Raw genomic sequence first — 254 nt, forward strand, 5'->3', positions numbered from 1 at the left:
CAACACCCTCTTTAACACGGTTAAAGTAAGTGGCGTCCCCAAGGGGATTCGAACCCCTGTTACCGCCGTGAAAGGGCGGTGTCCTAGGCCTCTAGACGATGGGGACACAAGAATGTGTCACTAGGACAACTGAATAGTTAAACTCGATTCAGGCGAGCTGTTTAATAACACAACACCCTCTTTAACACGGTTAAAGTAAGTGGCGTCCCCAAGGGGATTCGAACCCCTGTTACCGCCGTGAAAGGGCGGTGTCC

The 254-nt window shown here is 51.6% G+C and carries 1 tRNA gene; it reads right to left on the reverse strand.

The features are described from left to right. Positions 1 to 30 precede the first annotated feature (30 nt). Positions 31 to 106, reverse strand: a tRNA-Glu gene (locus tag JIG41_RS22485). Between the last annotated feature and the right edge of the window lie 148 nt (positions 107 to 254).

Source organism: Pseudoalteromonas sp. bablab_jr011 (genome assembly GCF_016464045.1).
Classification (GTDB): domain Bacteria; phylum Pseudomonadota; class Gammaproteobacteria; order Enterobacterales; family Alteromonadaceae; genus Pseudoalteromonas; species Pseudoalteromonas lipolytica.